An 18,869-nucleotide genomic window follows, 5' to 3' on the forward strand; every position below is an offset into this window, starting at 1 on the left:
TAAAAAATTTTTTTAAAGAATAAGTAAAGATAGAGGGGAATACTAAACTGGTATTAGGAAATCTCTAATTTAATAGTTTTAGGATAAAAACCTTGCATTAAGGTTATTTAACATAATATACATTATGCGCACTTAAGTATTTATATGTTCAATTAAACAAATAATGGGAATAATTATTCACTACAATTTAAATTACAAATAATGATTTGTACGATAGATAAACTAATTATTCGAATTAGAATTCTTTAGTAGCATTATTTCTGTTATATAGCCCTTCATATTATGCAATCATTATTGACTCTAAATTGAAAACAATATAAAAACAAAATCACAATTCTGTGGTGTAACTAATGAGCAGCTATTAATTTAGTGCTATTCATTTAGATAGACCAACTTAAGTAGGTTTTTATACTGAAACGTATACTTCTCAGGAAACATCTTTACAGCTATATCATAACTGATAATGTAAGAATACATCTTTGCTTCGGAATAAATAAAGTGAATCAATATCACTGATAACTTGACTGGAAAATAGACATCAAAGTGACTTTTATTATTTCCAATAATCAGATACTCAAATATTATTATAACTTGAGATAAACCTACATTGCTTGTGCGATAACTTAATAATCACTTTAAAAAATAGCACAGCAGGATTTTTTAAATTTATTCTTACGAATTATTTATTCAGAACATCTTAAAATGCATATTATATTTCTTCTTTTATGCTAACTACCTATTACATGAATTTTTATGTTCATATTAATGGTATAAATAATTATTATAAATCAATATATTAAAGTTGGTATAATGTATATTATGTTAAATATATTAAATTATTACGAACTACTGTCGCACTATTGATTGGCCAATTTTTTATTAATTCTTATTGTTTGCATACATTATTATTTATCACTTATAAAAATAACTTCACTACCAGGTAAAGGCATTTTTAAAACATGATTCTTTATTTTACCCCAAACCTGCATTTCACAGGCTTTGCAGTTGAATTTTAGTAATAATTCCTCATTATTTTGTACCAATTTCATTGGTGTAACTCTAGTTTTAACCCCTTGAATACCTTTAGCTTGTTTTGGGCATAAATTGAACGCAAACCGTAAACAGTGCTTAGTTATCATTAATGGAACATCATCTTTAACTTCATGGGCTTCATAAGCATTTTCAATTAATTCGACTCCATGTTGAGTATAAAATTCACGGGCTTTTTGATTATAAACGTTAGCTAAATAACTGAGATGATTTTCCGGATATTTAGCTGATGGCGTTATTTCTGGCCTGCGTTTATTGGTTTTATAGTTAGCTAGTCTTGTTGTAGTTAAACGCTCTATTATGTCTCGTCTTAACTGATTTAATTGGCTACTAGCAATAAAATAAATAGTGGTTAAATCTATTTTAATTTCAGTTAAATAATATATTGTCTGCCCGAGTTTGGATAAATTATCTTTTATAGTTTTAAGAGTTTTATCCGGTTGGTCAGCAACTGAAAAAGAGTCTTTTAGTTCCATACTAACCTGAGTACCCTCTTCACTTTCAGCAACTAAACAAATTCCATTTTCAATATTTGATAATTTGAAGGATACCCCTATACGACGATTACTAGATTCTTTTATTAAACTTTGTTGCCAAGCATGATCTAAATTACGATTAATCTTATAAGGTAAGTTAATTGAAAAAAGCACTTTGGGTAATTCATTTGGAAAAATACGATATTGATTAGCGGATATTTTGGCAACTTTATCTGCTCTGAAACCCACGATTTCCCGCTTAATTAATACATTAAGTCCATCACCATTGATTAAAGATTGTTGAGATGTTATATCAATAAATTTGTTAGTAACCTTGACTATTTCACCGACTGGTAAACCAATAAATTTAGGTGAATCAAATGCCCCAATATCTTGTTTACGCCCCTGAACAAAATAATCAGTATTACCTCTATTAAATGTACGGTTTGGATCAGGAATAAATGCGTGTTGAGTTTTACCACTTGAAGCAGGAATCAAATTTGAATTTTGTGCCATAATAGTGTCTATTTTTTTACGGTAAAAAGCGGTAATATTTTTGACATAACTGCTATCTTTATAACGGCCTTCTATCTTGAAAGATCTTACTCCTGCTGTAATTAATGCTTCTAAATTATGAGACTGATTATTATCCTTCATTGACAATAGATGTTTGTCATAAGCCACTATACGGCCTTGATCATCTTTTAGCGTATATGGAAGCCTGCAAGCTTGTGAACAATCCCCACGGTTAGCACTCCGACCAGTTTGTGCATGAGAAATATAACATTGACCGGAAAAAGCCACACAGAGAGCCCCATGGATAAAGAACTCAATTTTAGCATCTACACTTTGATTAATTTTGGCGATTTCATTGAGATTAAGTTCCCGAGCTAATACTATTTGTGAAAAACCAACATCCGCCAAAAATTTAGCTTTTTCAGGGGTGCGAATATCCATTTGAGTACTGGCATGTAAATCAATCGGTGGAATATCCATATTTAAAATAGCCATATCTTGCACAATTAAAGCATCAATACCTGCATCATAAAGTTGCCAAATTAATTTTCTAGCTGATTCAAGTTCGTTATCATGAAGAATTGTATTTAAAGTCACAAAAATTTTGGCATAGTAAAGATGAGCAAAATCCACCAGTTTTGCAATATCACTCACAGAATTACCCGCATTATGCCGCGCCCCAAAATTTGGACCACCAATATAAACAGCATCAGCTCCATGTAAAATTGCTTGTTTTGCTATTTCTATATCTTTTGCCGGGCTCAGTAATTCTAATTGATTTTGTCGACTAAGTTGTTTTGGTTGTAACATTATAAAATCTCGTATAATGCAAAAATTTTGGTATCTGAATATTTACTTAAAAATATATATTTTAAAACATAAAAATCAGACTTATGTCTGATCAACAACACGCTTAAATGGATAAACATAAATAGGTACTATGATCGCAAATATAACTGCAATCAACAACTATCATTTTAATTAATTTACCCATAAACAAGGTGTTTGAGCACTAATTATTCTTAATAGTTATTAGACTGACAAATTGAAAATGGAAGATTAGAGATGAATAAGCATTTTCTATTTTGGAGGAGACCCTATCAGCCACATCCCACACACATGTTTTTTACTTTGGCTGCTTCCTTCCGGACCTGACCTGATGAGCAAAAAAATGTTGCAAGAGGACCCATAGAGCCTCCATAAAAGAGGCGTTATTATGCTTGAATCATTAAATTTTTACAATCAATTTTTTCTAAAAAAATAAAAAAAAGCCTATCTTTTGTTAGCTAACAAAAAAAGGCTTATACAATTATAAAAGTGAAAAATTATAGCGCTAAATTCTTTTCTACTCGTTCTCTAAATTTAATACCAGGTCTAAATGTAACAACCCGACGAGCAGAGATATCGACACTTTCACCTGTTTTTGGATTACGTCCTGGTCGTGAATTTTTATCACGAATAGAAAAATTACCAAATCCAGATAATTTAACGGCTTCCCCTCTTTCTAAAGCTACTCGAATCTCTTCAAAAAAAAGTTCAACAAGCACTTTAGCTTCTTGACGATCAATATTAAATTTTTCGGCAAGACGATCTGCGATATCAGCTTTGGTTAATGTCATAGTCATTATTCTCTTAATAGGGCTTTAAAACGATTTTGTAAAGCAACAATACATTTGTTTACAATGTTAGTTATATCTTCTTCCTCAAGTGTACGCGACTTGTCTTGTAAAATCAAACTGATAGCAAGACTTTTTTGATCTGCACCAATATTTTCGCCTTGATAGACATCAAATAGTGAGACTTTTACAAGTTGTTCGCCACCTGAATTTTTACATACTGAAATAATATCTGCTGCCGGGATTGTATTAGATATAACAATTGCAATATCACGTTTGTTAGACGGATATTTAGACAAGTCTTGAGCAACAGGTACCTTTTTAGAATTAATTTTAGCTAAATTTATTTCAAAAACAAGAGTTTTGCTATTTAAAGATAATTTTTTTTCAATTTCGGGATGTAAAACACCTATATAGCCAATAAGATCATTATTGGTATATATAGCTGCACTCTGTCCCGGATGTAATGCCGATAAATCAGCTTTTTTAAATTGAAGGTTATCAGTATAACCTAAAAGAGTAAAAATAGATTCAACATCACCTTTTAAATCATAAAAATCAATATGTTGTTTAGGTAAATTCCAATGATCTTCATATAAACGTCCAGTTACCACACCAGCTAGCATTAACTCTTGACGGACACCAAATTCGGATTTTTCATCAGGTATAAAACGTAAACCAGTTTCGAATAGTCGAATTCGCGACTGTTGTCGATTTTGATTATATAAAACAGCATCTAATAATCCAGACCATAATGATAACCGCATCACCGACATTTCACTCGAAATTGGATTTGGTAATTTTATTTCTTTTAATTCTGGATGTAACATTTGCTGAATTTTAGGATCAACGAAACTATAGGTAACGGCTTCTTGATAACCCCGATCAACCAATAGATCTTTAATTCGACTTAATGGAATATTTCCTTCTGGTATTGGCTTCATTATTGATTCAATTTTAAGATTGGCATTAGGTATATTATTGTAGCCATAGATACGGGCAACTTCTTCGACCAAGTCTTCTTCAATTTGCAAATCAAATCGCCAACTTGGGGCTTTAACTAACCAAATATTATCTTTATATTCTACGTTACAACCAAGTCTTTCAAGGATATCAGTAATTTTTTGTGTTGCCACAGAAAGACCAATAATACGATCAATTTTTTCACGTCGTAATACAATTGTTGCTTGTATTGGTAACTCATTAGCATGTGTTACATCAATAATTGGACCAACTTCACCACCACAAATATCAACTAATAATTTTGTAGCGCGCTGCATTGCCACCATTTGTAAAGCCGGATCAACCCCACGTTCATAACGATGAGATGCTTCAGTATGCAAACCATATTCACGGGCTTTTCCTGTAATTGCGATTGGTGCAAAAAATGCGGCCTCAAGCAGAACATCTTTAGTGGTTGAAGTTACACTAGATTGCTCTCCCCCCATGATTCCAGCTAAAGCTAATATTTTTTGTTGATCAGCAATAACTAAGGTTTTGTCATTAACTGTTACTTCATTACCATTGAGTAAAACTAATTTTTCATTAGCATTGGCGTAACGAACTACAATACCTTTTTCGATTTGAGCCAAATCAAAGGCATGCATAGGGTGACCAAGTTCTAATAACACATAATTAGTCACATCTACGACTGCGTCAATAGAACGAATTCCGCCACGACGTAATTTTTCTTTCATCCATAATGGCGTCGTTGCATTAACGTTGATATTTTTAATGATACGACCTAAATAACGAGGTGCAGCTGTTGGTTCATCAACTTGAATTGATATGGTATCGGTTATAGTTGCAGTAACTTCATCTACATGCAATTCACGCATAGGTATATTGTTTACTGCTGAAATATCTCTAGCCACGCCAATAATACCAAAACAATCAGCACGATTAGGGGTTACACTAATATCAATCATCACATCATCAAGTTTAAGATATTCACGGATATCTTGCCCTAAAGGGGCATCATTAGGTAACTCAATAATTCCATTGTGATCATCGCTTATACCTAATTCGGAATAAGAACAAAGCATACCTTCAGAAGGTTCCCCTCGCAACTTAGCTGCTTTAATTTTAAAGTCTCCTGGCAGTACCGCACCAATAGTGGCACAGGCTACCATCAAACCTTGACGACAATTAGGTGCTCCACAAACGATATTCAGTAATTCAGATTTGCCTATATCTACTTTGGTAACACGTAATTTATCGGCATTAGGATGTTGCATGCATTCTACAACTTTACCCACAACTACTCCGGTAAAATCTCCAGCAACTTTTTCAACGCCATCAACTTCTAAACCGGCCATAGTTAATTGGTCGGTTAATGTTTCGCTACTAATTTCTGGATTGATCCATTCACGTAGCCAGCTTTCACTAAATTTCATGTTTTGGTCTCCAGAATTAATTAAATTGTTTCAAAAAACGTAAATCATTTTCAAAGAAAGAACGTAAATCAGTGACACCGTAACGCAACATAGTTAACCTTTCAATACCCATACCAAAAGCAAAACCACTATACACTTCTGGATCAATACCTACATTACGTAACACATTGGGATGAACCATTCCGCACCCTAAGACTTCTAACCATTTACCATTTTTAGCTTTTATATCTACTTCCGCTGAGGGCTCAGTAAATGGAAAGTATCCCGGTCTAAAACGAATTTCCATATCGTCTTCAAAAAAGCAATGCAGAAAATCATGCAAGAGCCCTTTCAAGTGACTAAAGCTAATATCTTTGTCTACCAATAAACCTTCCATTTGGTGGAACATAGGTGTGTGTGTCTGGTCATAGTCGTTACGATAAGTACGACCTGGTGCTATTATGCGAATCGGCGGTTTTTGGTTTTCCATGGTGCGGATTTGCACGGTTGAAGTTTGCGTACGTAATAATCGTTTAGCATCAAACCAAAATGTATCATGATCTGCTCTAGCAGGATGATGAGCTGGAATATTTAATGCATCAAAATTATGATAATCATCTTCAATTTCTGGCCCAGTTTCAACCACAAAACCAAGTTCACCAAAAAATCCAATTAGGCGATTTATAGTTTTAGTTACCGGATGTAATCCTCCTAATTCTAGAGTTTTACCTGGTAAAGTCACATCAATCGTTTCATTGGCTAATTTGGCATCCAGAGCCTGACGTTCTAAAGCATTGCGTTTTTGATTCAATATTTCAACAACTTCTTGTTTGGCATCATTAATTTTTTGACCTACAACCGGGCGTTCACTAGCAGGAACATCACGTAAAGAAGCCATTTGCAATGTAAAATGGCCTTTTTTACCAAAATATTCCACTCGAATTTGTTCGATCATATTAATGTCATTAGCACTTTCAATAGCGGATTTGGCATTATTTACCAGTTCGACTAATTGAGACATACAGTTCTCCTGCTTATGGTTCAATATATAAAAAAAGCCTCTGTTGAGGCTTTTATAATTATTTTTCGTTTTTCATTTGCCTCAAAAATGAATACTGTAAATGAAGCTAAAAAAGAAACGAAAAATAACTAAATCCATGATCAATTACTCTTTTAATTAATATTAACTATCCACAATAATAAAAGCCGAGGTAACTCGGCTCTTATAAAGACATTATAGTGCCGCTTTTGCTTTTTCTACTAATGCAGCAAATGCATTTTTATCGAATACAGCGATATCAGCAAGGATCTTACGATCGATCTCAATTGATGCTTTCTTCAAACCATTGATAAAACGGCTATAAGAAAGACCACATTGACGAGCGGCTGCATTGATACGCACAATCCACAATTGACGGAATTGACGTTTACGTTGACGACGGTCACGATAAGCATATTGTCCTGCTTTAATTACTGCTTGGAAAGCAACACGATACACACGTGAACGTGCACCATAATAACCTTTTGCTTGTTTTAAAACTTTCTTGTGACGTGCACGAGCAATAACACCACGTTTAACACGAGCCATAAATTATATCCTCTAAATAATTAACCAATAATTTAAACGTATGGAACACACGCTGTTACTAAACCTAAATCACCTTTTGACACAGTTGTCAAACCACGCAAATGACGTTTACGTTTAGTTGATTTTTTAGTTAGGATATGACTCTTGTTAGCTTGTTTATGCTTGAAGCCACCAGATGCTGTTTTTTTAAAGCGCTTTGCTGCGCCTCTTACAGTTTTAATTTTAGGCATTTTAATAAATTCCACTTCGCATTGTTAATAATAATAAAATAATGGTGTAATTTTCAATACATCAAAAACTAACTTGCAGAACCATTATTTCTTCTTCGGCGCTAGCACCATAATCATTTGACGACCTTCGATCTTAGTTGGATAAGATTCAATAGTTGCCAAATCAGCTAAGTCTTCTTTAATGCGATCAAGCATTTCAGTACCTAACTGCTGGTGAGCCATTTCACGTCCACGAAAACGCAGCGTGACTTTGGCTTTATCGCCATCTTCAAGAAAGCGAATCAGGCTGCGGAGTTTTACCTGATAATCGCCTTCGTCTGTACCAGGTCGGAATTTAATTTCCTTAACCTGAACAACCTTTTGCTTCTTCTTCTGTTCTTTTGTTGCTTTACTCTTTTCATAGAGGAACTTGCCATAATCCATAATTCGACAAACTGGCGGTTCTGCATTAGGGCTTATTTCGACTAAATCTAAAGTCGCTTCTTCAGCTTGTTTTAATGCTTCATCTAAACTAACAATACCAAGTTGTTCACCATCGACACCAGTTAATCTCACTTCACGTGCGGTAATTTCATCATTAATTTTATGTGCTCGTGTTGACTGAATACGTTTACTGACTTTAATATCTAATTCCTCCAAATAAATTTATTCTTTATCCATTTGTTCTAATGAACGGTTATGAATTTCATTAAGCAACAATTCTATAACATGTTTCACTTCAAAGCTACCAAGATCTTTACCTTGACGAGTTCGAACTGAAATTGTACCAGATTCCATTTCTTTGTCACCACAGACAAACATATAAGGAACCCGTTTTAAAGTATGTTCGCGGATTTTAAACCCTATTTTCTCATTTCTCAAGTCTGCTTTAGTTCTAATGCCAACTTTTTGTAATTGTTCGGTCAATTGTTTCGCATACTCAGCTTGGTTATCAGTAATATTCATCACAACAACTTGTAATGGCGCTAACCATGTTGGGAAAAATCCAGCACAGTTTTCGGTTAAAATCCCTATAAAACGTTCCATAGAACCTAAAATTGCTCTATGAATCATTACGGGAACATGGCGTTCATTATTTTCACCTACATAAGTTGCATCCAATCGGCCTGGCAACATAAAGTCAAGTTGCACTGTACCACATTGCCATGCTCGACCTAAACAATCATATAATGTGAATTCAATTTTTGGACCGTAAAATGCCCCTTCTCCAGGTAAATATTCAAATTTAATGCCATTTTCAGTCAAACATTCAGCTAAATCTTTTTCGGCCAAATCCCAAGTTTCATCATTACCGATGCGTTTTTCCGGGCGAGTTGATAATTTAACCGTAATATCAGTAAAGCCAAAAGTACTATAAATGTCGTACACCATTTTTATACAACCATTGACTTCACTACGAATTTGCTCTTCAGTACAAAAGATATGCGCATCATCTTGGGTAAAGCCACGAACTCGCATTAATCCATGTAAAGAACCAGATGGTTCATTTCGATGGCAGCTACCAAATTCTGCCATTCGTAATGGTAAATCACGGTAAGATTTCAAACCTTGATTAAAAATCTGCACGTGCCCTGGACAATTCATTGGTTTAATACAATATTCACGATTTTCTGATGAAGTAACAAACATTAAGTCTTTATAATTACCCCAATGACCAGTTTTTTCCCATAGCACTCTATCCATCATAAATGGACCTTTAACTTCTTGATAATCGTATTCTTTTAATTTGGTACGCACAAAGACTTCAAGCTCACGGAAAATAGTCCAACCGTCATTATGCCAAAACACCATACCCGGTGCTTCTTCTTGCATATGGTATAAATCAAGTTGTTTACCAATTTTACGATGATCACGTTTTGCCGCTTCTTCTAAAAGATGCAAATAGCTATCAAGTTGCTTTTTGTCAGCCCAAGCTGTGCCATAAATACGTTGTAACATTTTATTATCACTGTTACCACGCCAGTATGCACCGGCAACTTTTTGTAATTTGAAATGATGACAAAAACGCATATTAGGTACATGCGGCCCTCGGCACATATCTATATATTCCTCGTGGTGATAAAGTGCCGGTTTGGATTCCTTAGGAATATTTTCATCTAAAATAGCAATTTTATATGGTTCGCGGCGATCCCAAAAAACTTCTCTTGCTCGTTCCCAACTAACCACTTCTTTTTTTACATCATAATCTTTTTTAGCCAATTCATGCATACGTTTATCTAATGCATCAAGGTCTTCCTGTGTTAAAGGGTGATCTAAATCAACATCATAATAAAAACCATTGTCAATAGTTGGTCCAATAGCCATTTGCGTATCTGGCCATAATTGTTTAATGGCATGACCTAATAAATGGGCACAAGAGTGACGAATAATTTCCAGTCCATCATCATCTTTAGCGGTGATTATAGCTACTGTAGCATCTTTATCGATCACATCACACGCATCTTTGCGTTCACCATTCACACGCCCAGCAATACAAGCTTTCGCTAGGCCCGCTCCAATACTTTGAGCAACTTCTAACACAGTAACTGGTTTATCAAATTGACGTTGAGATCCGTCAGGAAGAGTAATAATTGGCATAATTAATCCTTATAACAGTGGTGCGCCCTACGAAAGCGCACATGCATACAATAATAAATAGATCGCGTATATTACCACCTATCATAAGGATTTAAAATAGAACAACTTAGATTTGCGCAAGATTTTATTACTACTGTCAGATGTAAATCATTTAATAACAATGAATTATAGATACGAGTAACAAATGCATAGTTAACTAAAAATATATTATATATAATTGCATATAGTTTTCGGATACATCTGGTTAACTACATATAAAGGAATGAAAATCAATATGAAGAAATTATACACCAAATATTTTATCACTATTTTATCTTTGCTGACTTTAATTATAACAGGTTGTCAATCAGGTCGTCATAGTGACGCTGTAACATCTGATATTAGTCGGGATATCTCTTCTAGTAGATCCTTGGGTACTCAATGGGGCGATGGCATTGAATCACATGTTCAACAAGTAAGTATGCAACGCACCAGTTTTAGTCCTATCGATGTTATTACTATTAATTATTCAGGGCAGCAATATAACGGAAAAACGATTTCGGAAGTTATGCTAAATAATGGCAGGGTTGGTATGGCTTTTCTTGATGATCGCGACAATAAATGGCCATTAACTAAGCAAAATAACAATGTTAGGCTGCAAGGTAAGACCGGACAAAGTTACCAATTATTCTACCGTAATTACTCTGGTAATACCTATGAAATCATAGCTACTGTTGATGGATTAGACGTTATTAATGGTAAAGCTGGTTCATTCTCAAATGATGGCTATATTTTAAGACCATATGATACTCTTATTATTAAAGGCTTCCGTAAAAGTAATAATGAAGTAGCTGCTTTTACTTTTTCTGACAGTTCTAATGCCTATGCTAATCATACTACTGAAGGTTCGCCTAGAAATATTGGTGTCATTGGCACGGCAATATTCCAGTTAGAAGATAATAATAAAAACTATCAAAAAATAAGTCCAAATGCCTTCCCTGCTGATAAAGCTAATGGTACTTATGCCCAACCACCCGTTTATTGAGTTAGAAGCAATTACCTTTCCGTCAACTTAGTTGGCGGAATTGTTCAAACAATCCCCATGCAAAATACTTGTTTTATTAACCAATAAAACCAATTATATTTTTAAAAATAACTCCCTACTTTTAAATGGTTTGGTTCCTACATAAGGTTTTAATGCCATCCTAGTAAAGCGTTTTGCTGCTTTAAGCACATCTTGATTATCAAATTGACGATGGCCTAACGCCAAAACTTGCTCACCAGTAAAACTGGTACTATTTTGCAATAAGCTACTCATAAACCCTTTTTCTGATTGAAATTGATAATTCATAGCGGCAACGATATCATCACCAGTGGCACTACAATGAAAAAAATCAACGTGATAACCTAAATTTTCTAATAAAGCGAGTTCGAAAGATCGCAACACATTTTCAGCAGAGTCTTGTTTCGCCAACTGTTGTAAACTATGTAAATAATGTTCAAACAGTGTAGTGGTATCACTCTCAGCAACTAATACTCGATGCAATAACTCATTTAGATAAAATGCACTATATAACGAGGTTGAAACAAGAGGTAAAGCTAATGCCATAGCTTCCACTTGGCGTAAGGTTTTAACTTCCCCATGACCGGAATATTGTATGATAAGTGGAGTAAAAGGTTGCAACACACCTTTTAAAGCTGAACGTTTACGCTTTGCTCCTTTAGCTAACACTGTAATTTTACCGAAATTTTCGACAAAAAAATCAACGAGTAAACTACTTTCACTATAGGATCGGGTATGCAGGATAAATGCTCTCTGCCAACTCTCCATACAAAAATACCTTTATTTAGGTTGTTATTTATTAAATTGATTTTGGCTAAATGATGTAATATTTTTCCAAAAATATAAATAATATTTTTAAATTTAGCACCTGAAACTTTGCTAAAAATCAGGTATAATCAACAATTAATTGTCGGGTCACAAAAAGAATAACTATGGAACTTTTTTCAACAATATTGCTTATAGTATTAATTGTATCACTTTCAGGTGTATTTATTAAAATGCTACCGATTCAAATTCCACTACCACTGATGCAGATATTACTCGGCTGTATATTAGCTGCTTTTGGCGTTTATGTTAAATTTGATCCGGCATTATTCCTGGTTTTATTTATTCCGCCGTTATTATTTGCTGATGGTCGTAAAACTTCAGTTAAAGACTTTGTCTATAATGTTCGAGAGATTGTTGGTCTTGCATTAGTCTTGGTTGTGATTACCGTTATTGCCTTAGGGTATCTGCTTTATTGGATGTTACCGGAAGAAATTAAACTAGCCCCAGCATTAGCACTAGCAGCAGTACTATCACCAACCGATGCCGTGGCATTAAGTGGTATTGTAGGGAAAGGTCGTATTGAAAAAGAAAAAATGGAAATTATCGAAGGTGAAGCCTTGATGAACGATGCATCCGGCTTGGTCTCATTAAACTTTGCCATTTTAATTGCCATAGGCCAAATACAATTTGATTTATTACAAATTAGTATCAGTTTCTTTATTGTTGCCGTTGGTGGACTAGCTATTGGTGTTTTATTCACCTGGTTATATGCGCGGATTTTACGCCAAATAAATAAATTAACGCATAATGATGCCGCCATTCAAATTGTCTTACTATTCTTACTACCATTTGCCGCTTATCTTATTGCAGAAGAATGTCATTGTTCTGGTATCTTAGCTGCTGTGAGCGCTGGTATGACGGTTAATCAATCCGGAATGATGAGAAATGCCCCCTTAACCACCCGCTTACAATCTGATAGTGCATGGTCAATGTTAACCTTCGTGTTCAATGGTTTTGTTTTTATTCTATTAGGCATTCAATTACCAAGCATTCTAACTAGTACTTTTACCGAAAACCAAACAGATTCGTCAATAGAAGTATGGCAACTATTCTGTATTGTTTTATTTGTTTTTGTAGTTTTAATGGTGACCAGATTTGCATGGTTATGGGCAATGAAACATATGCCCGCGATGCCATTTGGTACCAAGCGCCCTCTGGCATTCAAATCCTATACCACTAGGGATCTATTAATCTCCACATTTGCCGGGGTACGTGGAGCAATTACTCTTGCCGGTGTACTCTCTATCCCAATGACAATTGCAGGTCGTTATCAATTAGTTTTTATTGCTACAGGTATTATTTTAATTTCATTAATTGCAGCAATCATTATCTTACCAATTTTATTACGTGGTAGTGTTATTTTAGATAATTCAAAACAAGAAAATGAAATCTTAACTATCAAAGGCCATATGGCCGAAGAAGCCATTGTTAGTCTTGAAAAAATGCAAAATAACTTATTACAAGAAACGACTGAAGATGGCTTAGATCAAGAAATTATTCATGAAGTTGGATCGCGTGTTATTGGTTCTTTAAGGCGCCGTACTGGACTGAAAGATCTAGAACAGAAAGCGCTTGAAGCGGAAAATTTAGAAAGACGAATGCGTTTAGTTGCAATTGGTGCTGAACGTACAGCTTTATTACAGATGAAAATACGCAATGAAGTAAGTGAAGAAGTTTTCGAACATCTCAATACTGACTTGGATATTTATGAACAAATGATTTCTGAGGGTGCCTAAAATGTTAGCTAGTAAACATCAAATTTTAAGTAAACTCCATTCGCAGATTGTTGATAAAGCGCCACAAATATTTGGGCTAACTCTACGTTGTGTACCTTTCAATTTAAAAAAACGTGCAATTGAGCAGTTATTGCAATTACAATTTAAACATTCACTTGAAGATGGTGATCTGGATTTTTTAGAAAATCGTTGGCTTAAAATTGAAGTTACTGATCTGCAATTAATCTGGTTTGTTAGCCTTATCAATAATAAACTAGTAGTAAGTCGAGAAGAAATTGCTGATGTTAGTTTTATTGGTAATGCTAACGATCTCATTATGATAGCCACCAGAAGGCAAGATCCAGACACCCTATTCTTCCAGCGTCGTTTAATCGTTGAAGGTGACACTGAATTAGGTTTATATGTCAAAAATCTGATGGACTCAATCGAATTGGAAGCTATGCCTAAATTACTGAGATTAACACTTGAAAAATTGGCTAATATAATCGAAAGTTCACCGAGTCACTAATACCAAATTATAAGTAACCTTGCCCCGGATATCGGGGCATTTATGTTTATAATTTTCAAGTTTATTGAATATATATTCACAATAATAAAGAATTTGCTAATGAATAATTTTTCAGACCAGTTAACTTTTTACTTTCACGATTATGAGACTTTTGGCATTAATCCGGCCTTGGATAGACCGTCTCAATTTGCCGGTGTGCGTACTGATAGTGATTTTAATATAATTGAACAACCCCTAGTTATTTATTGTCAACAAACTCCAGATTATTTACCCAATCCAGAAGCAGTGTTAGTGACAGGCATAACGCCACAAAAAGCCAATCAAAAAGGACTTTGTGAAGCAGAATTTACTAAACAAATTCATCAAGCTTTTAGTAAACCCAATACCTGTATATTAGGTTATAACAATATTCGATTTGATGATGAAGTCACACGTAACCTTTTATATCGTAATTTTTATGATCCGTATGCTTACAGTTGGCAAAACGGCAATTCACGATGGGATTTACTCGACCTGGTGCGAGCTTGTTATGCTTTACGTCCTGAAGGTATTAACTGGCCAATTAATGATTCTGGGTTGGTAAGCTTTCGGTTAGAACATCTAACGAAAGAAAATAATATCGCTCATGAACATGCTCATGATGCCATGTCCGATGTTTATGCCACTATCGCTATGGCCAAATTAATTAAAGAGAAACAACCGAAATTATTTAATTATTTTTTCTCATTACGTAATAAAAATAGAGTGGTTGAACTTCTTGACGTTATTAATATGACGCCAATAGTACATGTATCGGGTATGTTTGGTAGTTATCGAGGTAACTTGTCATTAGTTTGCCCCATTGCCTGGCACCCAATGCAAAATAATGCCGTGGTTGTATGTGATTTAACTGGAGATATTGATTTACTCATTAATCTAACGGTTGATGAACTTAGGGAAAAACTCTATACCAAAACCGAGGATCTTGAATTAAACGAATCACGGGTGCCATTGAAACTAGTGCATATTAATAAATGCCCTATTATTGCGCCTCTAAAAACATTGTTACCAGAAAACGAAAAGCGTTTTAATATTGATATCAACCAATGTTTAGCCAAACAACAACATTTGTTACAACACCAAAATACTTTGCAAGATAAAATGCGCGCATTATTTAGTATAACTAATGAGCATTTGGTGGCTACGGATGTTGAGGCCCAGATCTACAGCAGTTTTCTAAATGGTCAAGACAAATTACGTTGTGAAACAATTAGAACTACACCTGTCGATTTATTAGATTCAATAGCACCAACATTTGATGATCCGCGCTTGGCTACCTTATTTTTTAGATATAAAGCGCGTAATTATCCGCAAATACTAAATGAACAAGAGCAAATGATCTGGCAACATTACTGCCGTGACAAACTTAATACCACTAAAATTCAAGACTACTTATTAACACTCGAACAGCTAGCAGAAATCTACAATCAACAACCAGAAAAATTAGCAACAATTAAGCAGCTATATAATTATTGTCACTATTTAGTTGGATAATTAAATTTCAGGGGCGTATGATAGGCAACAAATATCGTAATACAGTTCGTTCCATCAATATTTAATCATAATTAAACCATAAGATAATTAACATTTATATTATGAAACATTTTTTAGCCAAACATGCCACTATAAAACATCGACTTTACTCTTTGTACTATACACTTTTTAGTTATAGTCGTGGATTAATTGTGTTAACCCTATTTTTATGGGCTGGGAATATAATTTCTAAAATATTACCTATCATGATCCCGGGCAGCATTATTGGTTTATTAATTTTATTTTTCTCTTTAGCCTTTCAATTAATCCCAACTTGCTGGATCAAAAACAGTTGTAATTTATTTATGCGCTATATGACAGTATTATTTATTCCAGCAGCAATGGGAATAATGGATAATTATTCATTATTAATAGATAACTGGGTACCAATTATTTTTAGCTGTATTGGTGGTTCGGTTATTGTGTTATTGTTAACTGCTTTTTTAACTGAATACATACATAAAGCTAATCTCAAAAAAGAAGCACAATTGACTAATAAGGAAAATCAATCATGATTTGGATGTTACCCTTAACTATTGGCATTTTCCTGATTGTCCGTAGGTTGTCATTTAAAATAAAAACCCCGCTATTTAATCCATTAGTGATCTCAGTAATTGTGTTAATTCCAATATTATTAATCACTAACACTAACTATACTGAATATGTAAAAAATGTACAAATTATTAATGATTTACTACCCTATTCTGTGGTTGCTTTAGCTTACCCGTTATATGAACTAATCCCACAAATTAAAGCTCGTTGGAAGTCTATTATGATAATTACTTTCACGGCTTCAATTGCTTCAATGGTAACTGGAGTGAGTATTGTTTTCTGGCTAGGTGGTAACCATGAAATCGCCGCCTCAGTGTTACCTAAATCGGTTACTACGGCAATAGCGGTCACCATTGCCGATAGTCAAGGCGGTGTACAATCCATAGCTGCCCTATGTGTTATTCTTGTTGGCACCTTAGGTGGCATATTTGGTCACCAATTATTAAACTTTTTCCGCATAAAATCAGTCTCAGCTCGTGGGTTATCTATTGGTGCGGTCTCCCATGCTGTGGGTACTGCTCGCTGCATCGAAGTTGATTATCATGAAGGAGCTTATAGTTCATTATCATTAGTACTCTGTGGTATAATGACATCATTGACAGCACCGTTTTTATTCCCAATAATGGTATTTATTTTTGATTGGTTTTAGCATGAAGTTAAGAAGGCTTATCGCTTATTTTGTTAGTTTATGCTTGATTATATTGATTACGATTATCGGACTTGATTATTGGATAAGTTATAAAACCGCCCCATATATCTACCATGATGAAAACAAACTCCCTTATCGTGCTATTGGTGTAGTTTTAGGCACCTCTAAATATGTTCGTGGTGGGGGTATAAATGGTTTTTATCGGAATCGAATTGATGGTGCAATTGATCTATACTGGCAAGGTAAAGTCGATTACCTATTATTAAGTGGTGATAACGCCCTGCTTAGCTACAACGAACCAATTACGATGCAAAAAGATTTGATTAAAGCTGGCATTCCACGTGAGGCAATTGTTCTTGATTATGCCGGGTTCCGCACTTTTGATTCAGTGGTACGCGCAAATAAAGTTTTTGATGCCAAGGATTTTACGATTATTACTCAAGAATTTCATTGTGAACGAGCCATTTTCATCGCTCTAGCGCAAGGAATTCAAGCTCAATGTTTTGCCGTGCCAGCACCACAAAGTATGAAACTCGTCCGCGTCCGCGAAATGTTTGCTCGTGTTAGTGCTTTTATTGATCTATATATACTCAATAAAGAGCCTAAATATTTAGGTCCGGTAATTCCTATCATTACGGATGAACGTTAAATTCCCCAGTAAAATTCTTGTCAAGATGTTTCCTGAGAAGTATACGTTTCAGTATAAAATATGCGCTAAAAAATGCTTGTCTCATATTTTAGATTGCATTTTTATGCAGAAAAAAGTAATATTTAGTCAATTTTAAAGCAAACAATAATTAATAATGAATATAGAATTAAAGCATATTAACTGCTTTTATGGTAGTCATCAGGCATTGAATGATGTCTCTCTTTGTTACCCACTAGGTGAAACCATTGTGTTGTTAGGCCAAAGTGGCGCAGGGAAAAGCTCTTTATTAAAGATTTTTAACTTACTGGAAATGCCGACTTCAGGCGAAATGACCATTGCCAATGAACATTTCGATTTTACCCAAAAAATCGCCGAAGCCAAAATTCGCCAACTGCGTAAAAATGTGGGTATGGTTTTTCAAAACTATAACTTATGGCCTCATTTAACGGTACTGGAAAACTTAATTGAAGCACCATGCCAAGTGCTTAAGTTGTCTAAAAAAGCAGCTAGTGATAAAGCCATGGCTATTTTAACTCGATTACAAATCGATGATATGGCACAACGTTTCCCTTTGCACCTTTCTGGAGGGCAGCAACAACGTGTTGCTATTGCAAGGGCTTTAATGATGGAACCACAGATTTTACTGTTTGATGAGCCAACAGCAGCATTAGATCCAGCAATTACATCGCAAATTGCCGAGATTATTAATGAGCTTGCGCAAACAGGTATAACCCAGATTATTGTTACCCACGAAGTCGATTTTGCTCGCAAAGTGGCTTCACAAGTAATTTATATGGAACACGGTAAAATAATTGAGCAAGGCCAGCTAGATAGTTTTGCTCATCCAAAAACAGAGCAATTTAAAGCTTATTTATCACATTAATTAACATGAAATTGGGTGGATA

The 18,869-nt window shown here is 34.6% G+C and carries 17 protein-coding genes and 1 other RNA gene; 8 read left to right on the forward strand and 10 right to left on the reverse strand.

Annotated elements, in window-relative coordinates:
* Window positions 1-905 precede the first annotated feature (905 nt).
* From A9G13_RS01435 to thrS, 9 genes are all read right to left on the reverse strand, one after another.
* A complete protein-coding gene (locus A9G13_RS01435) occupies window positions 906-2,852 on the reverse strand; it encodes a peptidase U32 family protein (RefSeq protein ID WP_065555848.1) in 1,947 nt (648 codons plus the stop codon).
* Window positions 2,853-3,137: 285 nt separating this feature from the next.
* Window positions 3,138-3,233: signal recognition particle sRNA small type (gene ffs, locus A9G13_RS01440), an RNA gene on the reverse strand.
* A gap of 134 nt (window positions 3,234-3,367) precedes the next feature.
* Complete coding sequence (locus A9G13_RS01445; protein ID WP_065556354.1) at window positions 3,368-3,661, reverse strand: integration host factor subunit alpha; 294 nt, start codon at window positions 3,659-3,661, stop codon at window positions 3,368-3,370.
* Window positions 3,662-3,666: 5 nt separating this feature from the next.
* On the reverse strand, window positions 3,667-6,054 hold the full coding sequence (gene pheT / locus A9G13_RS01450; RefSeq protein WP_065555849.1) for a phenylalanine--tRNA ligase subunit beta: 2,388 nt from the start codon (window positions 6,052-6,054) through the stop codon (window positions 3,667-3,669).
* A 16-nt stretch (window positions 6,055-6,070) separates the two neighbouring features.
* A complete protein-coding gene (gene pheS / locus A9G13_RS01455) occupies window positions 6,071-7,054 on the reverse strand; it encodes a phenylalanine--tRNA ligase subunit alpha (protein WP_065555850.1) in 984 nt (327 codons plus the stop codon).
* Between the two features lie 213 nt (window positions 7,055-7,267).
* On the reverse strand, window positions 7,268-7,621 hold the full coding sequence (gene rplT / locus A9G13_RS01460; RefSeq protein ID WP_065555851.1) for a 50S ribosomal protein L20: 354 nt from the start codon (window positions 7,619-7,621) through the stop codon (window positions 7,268-7,270).
* Between the two features lie 32 nt (window positions 7,622-7,653).
* Window positions 7,654-7,851, reverse strand: a complete 198-nt coding sequence (gene rpmI / locus A9G13_RS01465) for a 50S ribosomal protein L35 (protein WP_065555852.1) — start codon at window positions 7,849-7,851, stop codon at window positions 7,654-7,656.
* A gap of 84 nt (window positions 7,852-7,935) precedes the next feature.
* Window positions 7,936-8,475, reverse strand: coding sequence for a translation initiation factor IF-3 (gene infC / locus A9G13_RS01470; RefSeq protein ID WP_065556355.1), 540 nt, complete (start codon window positions 8,473-8,475; stop codon window positions 7,936-7,938).
* A gap of 21 nt (window positions 8,476-8,496) precedes the next feature.
* Window positions 8,497-10,428 (reverse strand): threonine--tRNA ligase, encoded by a 1,932-nt coding sequence (gene thrS / locus A9G13_RS01475; RefSeq protein ID WP_065555853.1) that lies wholly within the window; start codon window positions 10,426-10,428, stop codon window positions 8,497-8,499.
* 274 nt (window positions 10,429-10,702) lie between these two features.
* Here thrS and A9G13_RS01480 point away from each other — a divergent pair, with 274 nt between their 5' ends.
* Window positions 10,703-11,452, forward strand: coding sequence for a hypothetical protein (locus A9G13_RS01480; RefSeq protein ID WP_065555854.1), 750 nt, complete (start codon window positions 10,703-10,705; stop codon window positions 11,450-11,452).
* A 93-nt stretch (window positions 11,453-11,545) separates the two neighbouring features.
* Here the strand turns inward: A9G13_RS01480 and recO are convergent, their stop codons facing one another.
* Complete coding sequence (recO, locus tag A9G13_RS01485; RefSeq protein ID WP_065555855.1) at window positions 11,546-12,238, reverse strand: DNA repair protein RecO; 693 nt, start codon at window positions 12,236-12,238, stop codon at window positions 11,546-11,548.
* 164 nt (window positions 12,239-12,402) lie between these two features.
* On the opposite strand from recO, the gene A9G13_RS01490 reads away from it, so the two are divergent.
* From A9G13_RS01490 to artP, 7 genes are all read left to right on the forward strand, one after another.
* Window positions 12,403-14,034 (forward strand): Na+/H+ antiporter, encoded by a 1,632-nt coding sequence (locus A9G13_RS01490; protein WP_065555856.1) that lies wholly within the window; start codon window positions 12,403-12,405, stop codon window positions 14,032-14,034.
* Between the two features lie 22 nt (window positions 14,035-14,056).
* Window positions 14,057-14,542 (forward strand): ubiquinone anaerobic biosynthesis accessory factor UbiT, encoded by a 486-nt coding sequence (gene ubiT / locus A9G13_RS01495; RefSeq protein ID WP_065556356.1) that lies wholly within the window; start codon window positions 14,057-14,059, stop codon window positions 14,540-14,542.
* A gap of 99 nt (window positions 14,543-14,641) precedes the next feature.
* Window positions 14,642-16,075: an exodeoxyribonuclease I gene (sbcB, locus tag A9G13_RS01500; protein ID WP_065555857.1), complete on the forward strand. Its 1,434-nt coding sequence runs from the start codon at window positions 14,642-14,644 to the stop codon at window positions 16,073-16,075.
* A 101-nt stretch (window positions 16,076-16,176) separates the two neighbouring features.
* A complete protein-coding gene (locus A9G13_RS01505) occupies window positions 16,177-16,629 on the forward strand; it encodes a CidA/LrgA family protein (RefSeq protein ID WP_081301117.1) in 453 nt (150 codons plus the stop codon).
* Window positions 16,626-17,315: a CidB/LrgB family autolysis modulator gene (locus tag A9G13_RS01510; RefSeq protein ID WP_065555858.1), complete on the forward strand. Its 690-nt coding sequence runs from the start codon at window positions 16,626-16,628 to the stop codon at window positions 17,313-17,315. Before A9G13_RS01505 ends, A9G13_RS01510 begins: the two co-directional genes overlap by 4 nt.
* Before the next feature lies 1 nt (window position 17,316).
* Entirely contained in the window at window positions 17,317-17,964 is a 648-nt protein-coding gene (locus A9G13_RS01515) for an ElyC/SanA/YdcF family protein (protein ID WP_065555859.1), read from the forward strand.
* Between the two features lie 154 nt (window positions 17,965-18,118).
* Entirely contained in the window at window positions 18,119-18,847 is a 729-nt protein-coding gene (gene artP, locus A9G13_RS01520) for an arginine ABC transporter ATP-binding protein ArtP (RefSeq protein ID WP_065555860.1), read from the forward strand.
* Window positions 18,848-18,869: the final 22 nt, after the last annotated feature.

This window comes from Gilliamella sp. wkB178 (assembly GCF_001690705.1).
GTDB classification, from domain to species: Bacteria; Pseudomonadota; Gammaproteobacteria; order Enterobacterales; family Orbaceae; genus Gilliamella; species Gilliamella apicola_K.